Annotated in this window: 8 protein-coding genes; 5 read left to right on the top strand and 3 right to left on the bottom strand. The window is 68.8% G+C overall.

Annotated features, from left to right (window positions below):
* Positions 1-20 precede the first annotated feature (20 nt).
* Positions 21-476, bottom strand: a complete 456-nt coding sequence (locus BQ8420_RS17555; RefSeq protein ID WP_200815972.1) for a hypothetical protein — start codon at positions 474-476, stop codon at positions 21-23.
* A gap of 86 nt (positions 477-562) precedes the next feature.
* Positions 563-1,954 carry a xylulokinase gene (gene xylB / locus BQ8420_RS17550; protein ID WP_087100211.1) on the bottom strand — a complete coding sequence of 464 codons (1,392 nt, stop codon included), beginning with the start codon at positions 1,952-1,954 and terminating at the stop codon, positions 563-565.
* Between the two features lie 408 nt (positions 1,955-2,362).
* On the opposite strand from xylB, the gene BQ8420_RS17545 reads away from it, so the two are divergent.
* The 4 genes from BQ8420_RS17545 (at position 2,363) to BQ8420_RS17535 (ending at position 4,755) form a co-directional block, all read left to right on the top strand.
* Positions 2,363-2,905: a cysteine dioxygenase family protein gene (locus BQ8420_RS17545; RefSeq protein ID WP_087100210.1), complete on the top strand. Its 543-nt coding sequence runs from the start codon at positions 2,363-2,365 to the stop codon at positions 2,903-2,905.
* Positions 2,902-3,303, top strand: coding sequence for a rhodanese-like domain-containing protein (locus tag BQ8420_RS17540; protein ID WP_087100209.1), 402 nt, complete (start codon positions 2,902-2,904; stop codon positions 3,301-3,303). The genes BQ8420_RS17545 and BQ8420_RS17540 overlap by 4 nt, the downstream gene beginning before the upstream one ends.
* A 175-nt stretch (positions 3,304-3,478) precedes the next feature.
* Positions 3,479-3,628: a hypothetical protein gene (locus tag BQ8420_RS32825; RefSeq protein WP_235006335.1), complete on the top strand. Its 150-nt coding sequence runs from the start codon at positions 3,479-3,481 to the stop codon at positions 3,626-3,628.
* Complete coding sequence (locus BQ8420_RS17535; protein ID WP_087100208.1) at positions 3,625-4,755, top strand: YeiH family protein; 1,131 nt, start codon at positions 3,625-3,627, stop codon at positions 4,753-4,755. The genes BQ8420_RS32825 and BQ8420_RS17535 overlap by 4 nt, the downstream gene beginning before the upstream one ends.
* A gap of 76 nt (positions 4,756-4,831) precedes the next feature.
* Here the strand turns inward: BQ8420_RS17535 and BQ8420_RS17530 are convergent, their stop codons facing one another.
* The gene (locus BQ8420_RS17530) at positions 4,832-5,374 is read right to left on the bottom strand and encodes a winged helix-turn-helix domain-containing protein (protein ID WP_087100207.1); all 543 of its coding nucleotides are present in this window, start codon (positions 5,372-5,374) and stop codon (positions 4,832-4,834) included.
* Between the two features lie 239 nt (positions 5,375-5,613).
* Here BQ8420_RS17530 and BQ8420_RS17525 point away from each other — a divergent pair, with 239 nt between their 5' ends.
* Entirely contained in the window at positions 5,614-6,474 is an 861-nt protein-coding gene (locus BQ8420_RS17525; protein WP_087100206.1) for a MetQ/NlpA family ABC transporter substrate-binding protein, read from the top strand.
* Positions 6,475-6,544: the final 70 nt, after the last annotated feature.

Genomic DNA, 6,544 nt, shown 5'->3' with positions numbered 1-6,544 from the left:
CCACAGCATCCCGCAGCTCTCTACCAGCGACAACACCCTAAAACAACGGTGTTGGTGGCCGGCCCTAGACCGAAGACCGTTTCCGCTTTCCGTTTTCCATTTTCCGTTTTCCCTAGCTTATTGAATCCTGCACCATGAGAGAAAACAACCAAAGGCGCATTTATCAGGTGTAGGTCGTCGCCGTAACTGGCCGCGATCGCCAGGTCGAATTCCTCCTCCATCGCCTGTTCCCAGGGGGCGACGACGGCGCCGATGTCGTGGAGGAATTCGGTGACGCCCTCGCGGAAATTGGAGGTTCTGGCCCGGGTGAAGACGAGCTGGATCCTCGGGTCGGAATCGAACAGCGGAAGGACGTCGAGAAGCCTCGTCAGGGTGGTGACGGTGTGGGCCACGACGAGGATGCGGCGGGCGTCGGGGTAGGTGGACCAGTCCGGCGCCGATCCGATCGGTACCCGCAACCGTTCCTCGACCGACATCCATGCTCCCGCTACTCGAAGGTCCGGTGCGCCCCGGAACACGATGGAACAGCGTACCGAACCCGTGTTCCGGGGCCTTCGCGGGCCTATACCCCGTGAACGGTGTGCCGGAAGTGCGCGTAGCGTTCACGCAGTTCCGTTCCGGCGTCGGAGGTGTGCGCGGACACCTCTTCCGGCGCGCCCAGGGTCCACACCGGTGGCAGTTCCTCACCGGACAGTGCCCACGCGGCCTGGCGGGCGGCGCCCAACGCCACGTACTCGGCTGCGGGCGGAACCACCACGGGCGCGCCCAGGACGATGGGGGCGATGGCCCGGACCGCGGCCGATCGGGCACCTCCGCCCACCAGGAGCACTCGTTCGGTCGGCACCCCCTGGCCGGCGAGGGCGGCGAGTCCGTCGGCGAGTCCGCACAGCATCCCCTCCACGGCGGCGCGGGCGATGTTGGCGGGGGTCATGTTGTCCCTGCGCAGGCCGTGCAGGGAACCGGTGGCCTCGGGAAGCTCCGGGGTGCGTTCACCGTCCAGGTAGGGCAGCAACACCACGCCATCGGCCCCTGGCCGCGCTCCCAACGCGAGGTGGTCGAGTCCGGCCAGGTCGGTGCCGAGCATCGTGGCGGCCGAGCTCAGCACCCGGGCGGCGTTGAGGGTGCACACCAGTGGCAGGTGGCCGCCGGTGGCGTCGGCGAATCCGCACACCGTTCCGGTGGGGTCGTGGGTGGGGCGGTCGTGGGCGGCGAACACGGTGCCGCTGGTTCCCAGGGACACGACCACGTCGCCCGGGCGTACTCCCAGACCGAGCGCGGCGCCCATGTTGTCGCCGGTGCCGGGCGCGATGAGGGCGCCTTCGGGGGTGTGGCCCACCGCCTCGGCGGGGGCGGCCACTCGGGGCACCTCCAGTTCCCGGCCGAACCCGCGCACCAGCAGGTCGGTGCGGTAGGTGTTCTCGGCGGGCGACCAGTAGCCGGTGCCGGAGGCGTCGCCGCGGTCGGTGGTGGGCGCTTGGCGGGCGCCGCCGAGCCGCCAGGTCAGCCAGTCGTGGGGGAGCATCACGCCGTGCGCGCGGGCGGCGAGCTCGGGTTCGTGTTCGGCGAACCAGCGCAGCTTGCCGACGGTGAAGCTGGCCACCGGCACGTTGCCCACGGCGTCGGCCCAGGCCTTGGGGCCGCCCAGTTCCTGGACCAGGTCGTGGGTCGCCCCGGCGGAGCGGGCGTCGTTCCACAGCAGGGCGGGGCGGATGACCTCCCCGTCCTCGTCGACCACGACCATGCCGTGTTGTTGGCCTGCCACGGACACCGCGGCGACGTCGTCGAGCAGTCCGGAGGAGGCTTCGCTCAAGGCGCTCCACCAGTGGCGGGGGTGGGTCTCGGTGCCGTCGGGGTGCGGGGCGCGTCCCTCGCGCACGACCTTGCCGGTGGTGCTGTCGCAGACCACGATCTTGCAGGACTGCGTCGAGCTGTCGATTCCGGCGACGAGTGCCATGTTCGCTCCGTGTGGGTGAGGGGGTCCTGGCCGGGGCTCGGCAGGCTCATTCTCGCACTTTCGTGACCCCTCTCACAGCCCGGGGTGCGCCTCTGTGGATAACTTGCCCGAGCAAGGGCGCATCAAGGAAATTGAGTCGATATAACTCAAATCGAAGGAGGGCGGTTCCGCGCCCGGTGCCGGTCGGGCGATCGCCTTCGGGGGATCTTCCGGGCATGGCGGGAGGTCCGCGCCACGTGGAGCGCTACTACCTACTAAAGCGATAGGAAATGTGGTTTACTGACGGGCATGGCAGCCAGCGCATCACCACACCTTCGGCCCTGGCGGCGGCCCATGGCCTTCGACGAGCACTGTCGGTGACCCGAGTTCCCGGATCACCACCGACACCACGAGAAGGCCACAAGGACCATGACCGTCAACGACATCGCCGCACCGACACCGCTCACACCGGGTCGCCTCTCCGAGCTGACCACGGAGGTCGCCGAAGAGGTCCGCCAGGGGCTCCATGAGCTCCACTTCGATGCTGAGAACCGCTGGTCGGTCCGGCTGCGAGCCGACGACTACACCGACGTCTGGCTCATCTCCTGGACCCCCGACCAGTCCACCCGGCTGCACGACCACGCCGGTTCGCTGGGGGCGCTCACCGTCGTCACCGGTGAGCTGGTCGAGCACTACTGGGAAGACGGACTGCGCACGCGCACGCTGGCCGAACGCGAGGGCGGCCGCTTTCCCCTCGGTCACGTGCACGACGTCGTCAACGCCTCCGATGTTCCGGCCGTGAGCGTGCACGCCTACTCGCCGCCGCTGACCGCCATGCACTACTACGAGATCGCCGACCAGGGTTCGTTGCGCCGTACCGGCAGCATCCTCACCACCGACCCCGAGCCGAACGTTCCCACACTGGAGGCCGTCCCCTCCTCGGCGGCCGCACCGGGGGAGCGGCGGCGATGAGCGGGCGTCCGACCAGCGCCGTCGAACGGCTCCTCGACAGCAAGCGCGCCCGGCTGGAGCGGCTCGGTCCGCACCAGGCTTACTCCGCCCAACGCGAGGGCGCCCTGCTGGTGGACACCCGTCCGGTCACCGACCGTGAGGCCGAGGGGGAGATCCCCGGCGCCTTGGTGATCGACCGCAACGTCCTGGAATGGCGTCTGGATCCCACCAGTCCCGATCGGGTTCCCGAGGCCGACTCCGCCGACCGGCGCGTCGTGCTGTTCTGCAACGAGGGTTACGCCTCCAGTCTGGCCGCGGTCCAGCTCCAGGAGCTGGGACTGGCCCACGCCACCGACCTGGACGGTGGTTTTCGCGCCTGGCGTGCCGCCGGCCTGCCGGTGACCGATCCACGCGGCTGACCCGCACCGTTTCCCGAAGGCCCGCGACGGCGTGACCCGCGTCGTCGCGGGGTCCGGCTCGACCCACGCCCTTTAACTCTACTAAATAAGTAGGTTTAATCGAGTTAGGTCGACGCCTCCCCACGATCACCCCCGTCACCCCAGGGCGCATCGACGCCCGGAGATCGAGAAGGACATGAGCGAGACACCCTCCACCCCCACACCCGAAAGCGCCCCCGCGCGGTCGGGGTTCCGAATCAGCGAGGACTGGGCCGCCACCCTCACCGGCCTCGTCCTGCTCGGCCTGGCTCTGGTCGGCGTGATTCCGGCGGGGCTGATCCCGTGAGCGCCGAGACCCCTGACGAGACCACCGAGACCATCAACACCACCGCACCCGTCCCCTGGGGCTGGGCCGCCCTGGGCCTGATCGTCGTTCTGGGCCTGGCCGCCACCACCCGGTTTCTGGAGTCCTGGGTGCCCGCCATCGCGGAGGGCTCCTCCTTCGCCGGATTCGCCAAAGCGATCGAGTACCCCGTCTACGCGATCCTGCTGGGCCTGCTCGGCAACCTGGTCCTGTCCCTGCTCGGTCTGCGCGACCGGCTCGCCCCGGCCTTCAAGACCGAGTTCTTCATCAAGACCGGTCTGGTCCTGCTCGGCTCGACCGTCCTGTTCGACGTCATCGTTCAGGCCGCCGGACCCGCCGTCCTCCAAGCGCTGTTCCTGGTCACCTCGGTCTTCCTGTTCGCCTGGTGGATCGGTGGCAGGCTCGGTCTGGACGACCGACTACGCGCCCTGCTCGCCTCCTCGGTGTCGATCTGTGGTGTGAGCGCCGCGATCGCCGCCGCCGGCGCCGTGCAGGCCAGGAAGGAGCAGCTCGCCTACACCGCCAGCCTGGTCATCCTGTTCGCCGTGCCCTCGATCTTCCTGCTGCCCTGGCTGGTCGAGGTGCTCGGTCTGAACACCGCCCAGGCGGGCGCCTGGATCGGCGGCAACATCGACACCACCGCGGCCGTCGCGGCCTCCGGCGCGATCGTGGGCGAGGAGGCCCTGCAGATCGCCTCCATCGTCAAGTCCACCCAGAACGTCCTCATGGGCGTGGTGGCGGTGGCGCTCACCGCCTACTTCGCCTTCAAGGTCGCCCCCGCGGGCGAGACCGGCGCGAACCGTCCCGGCCTGCGCACCCTGTGGGACCGCTTCCCCAAGTTCGTGCTGGGTTTCCTGCTGGCCTCGGTCGTGGCGACCCTGTGGGCCAACGGCACGGGCGACGACGGGCAGGCGGGTCTGGACACCGCCAAGGCGCTGCGGGACTGGTTCCTCATCGCCGCCTTCACCAGCATCGGCCTGGAGTTCAAGTTGAGTTCGCTGCGTGAGGCGGGTTGGCGTCCGATCGGTGTGTTCGCCGCGGCCACCGCGTTCAACCTGATCGTCGGTCTCCTGCTGGCGGTGCTGCTCTTCCGCGACTTCGTCTTCTAGACACGAACGATCCACCCCGCGAAAGAGCGGGCGCGGCGCCCTTCACGGCGCCGCGCCCTTCGTCGTTTCCACCCGGTCAGTCCCCCCGCTCCAGTGCCGACGCCCGGGGGCCACGATAGATGTACCCGACCTTGCGGACCGTGGCGATGCGTTCTCCGGCCGGTCCCAGCTTCCGGCGCAGTCGGTGGATGTGCACGTCGATGGTGCGCGAGTGCAGGTCCGGACTCACACCCCAGACCCGTTCGAGGAGTTCGGAGCGGGTGACCGCGCGGCCGGGGGCGGCGGTCAGGCAGTCCAGCAGCTCGTACTCCTGGTAGGTCAGGTCGATCTCTTGGTCTTGGACCCAGACCCGACGGGCGTTGCGGTCCCGCAACAGGACACCGTCGGTCGCCTCGGCGGTGGGGCGCGCCCGGGCAGGGGGTTCGTCCACGACGACCCCATAGACCAGCATGTACCGGCCGCTCTCGGGCAGCGGCAGGACGCCGAGCAGGGAGTGTTCCCCTTCGGGGACCGTGACCTTCGGGGGGTGGCCCTCGGGGGAGCGGACGGCGGTCAGGGGTGGCCGCGTGAGGGTGGAGCGACCGTTGGTTCCGGGTGTGGCGGTGCGTGCGCTGAGCATGATTCCATGATGCGCCCGATTCCCCTTGATATCTACCTGATTAGTAGGGAATCTCCAGGCTGTGGCCAAGGCCACGTTTCGGTCAGTGTTAATCGGATTATTCCTACCATGTAGGTTGGATAGGGTCTGATCGGCTCTTAGGCGCACCAAAAGGGCGCCCGAGTACACCGCGTCCAGGCCCGTCCCGGCCTCGGCCACCCCCGCGATCCTCCATCCCATGATCACGAAGGAGCGCACTCATGCGCACGACCTCGATCCTCATCGGCGCGGCCGCCCTGACTCTCGCGGTCGCCGCCTGCGGTGCCCCCAGCGAGCAGACCTCCGAGGCCGAAGAGGGCGGCCAGGCGCCGCTCCGTGTCGGTGTCGCTCCCGTCCCGCACGGTGACGTCCTCGCCTTCATCGACGAGAACCTCGCCGAGGAGGCCGGGCTGGAGCTCGACATCGTGGAGATCGCCGACTACAACACGCCCAACGCTCAGCTGGTCGACGGCGACCTGGACGCGAACTACTTCCAGCACCGTTCGTTCATGAACGAGTGGGTCGAGAACGGTCCCGACGCCGACCTCACCTACCTCACCGACGTGCACATCGAACGTCTGGGGCTGTACTCGGAGAGCGTCGAGAGCATCGACGACCTGCCTGAGGGCGCCGAGATCGCGGTGCCCAACGACCCGGCCAACCTCAACCGTGCCCTGGGCATCCTGGAGACCGAGGGCCTGATCACCGTCGACCCGGAGGCCGGCGAGACCGCCACCGAGAAGGACGTCACCGACAACCCGAACGATTTGACGATCACGCCGCTGGAGGCCGCCCAGCTTCCGCGTTCGATCTCCGACGTCGACGCCGCGGTCGTCAACGGCAACTACGCCATCGAGACCGACCTCGCCGAGGAGTCCAACCTCCTGGCCTGGGAGCCCGAGGGCGACGACTACGTCGAGAAGTACGCCAACGGCCTGGTGACCTTGGACGAGAACGTCGACGACGAGCGGGTCCAGCTGCTGGCCGAGCTGCTCCACGACGAACAGGTCCTGGAGTACATCCAGGAGACCTGGCAGGGCGTCGTCGTGGCCGTCGACGCCGATGGTCGGCCGGTCGAGTAACCGCGCACGTCACGCCGTTCGGGGCGGCGGAGTCCTTCGACTCCGTCGCCCTTTCGTATGTCCGGGGTCG

The sequence above is a fragment of the Nocardiopsis sp. JB363 genome (assembly GCF_900143625.1).
GTDB lineage: Bacteria > Actinomycetota > Actinomycetes > Streptosporangiales > Streptosporangiaceae > Nocardiopsis.
This window is presented reverse-complemented; position numbering and strand designations above follow the sequence as displayed.

What these genes read in the sequence shown, in the direction of transcription:
- BQ8420_RS17555 (WP_200815972.1), bottom strand. Translation starts at nt 476, where the DNA reads ATGTCGGTCGAGGAACGGTTGCGGGTACCGATCGGATCGGCGCCGGAC.
- xylB (WP_087100211.1), bottom strand. Translation starts at nt 1,954, where the DNA reads ATGGCACTCGTCGCCGGAATCGACAGCTCGACGCAGTCCTGCAAGATC.
- BQ8420_RS17545 (WP_087100210.1), top strand. Translation starts at nt 2,363, where the DNA reads ATGACCGTCAACGACATCGCCGCACCGACACCGCTCACACCGGGTCGC.
- BQ8420_RS17540 (WP_087100209.1), top strand. Translation starts at nt 2,902, where the DNA reads ATGAGCGGGCGTCCGACCAGCGCCGTCGAACGGCTCCTCGACAGCAAG.
- BQ8420_RS32825 (WP_235006335.1), top strand. Translation starts at nt 3,479, where the DNA reads ATGAGCGAGACACCCTCCACCCCCACACCCGAAAGCGCCCCCGCGCGG.
- BQ8420_RS17530 (WP_087100207.1), bottom strand. Translation starts at nt 5,374, where the DNA reads ATGCTCAGCGCACGCACCGCCACACCCGGAACCAACGGTCGCTCCACC.
- BQ8420_RS17525 (WP_087100206.1), top strand. Translation starts at nt 5,614, where the DNA reads ATGCGCACGACCTCGATCCTCATCGGCGCGGCCGCCCTGACTCTCGCG.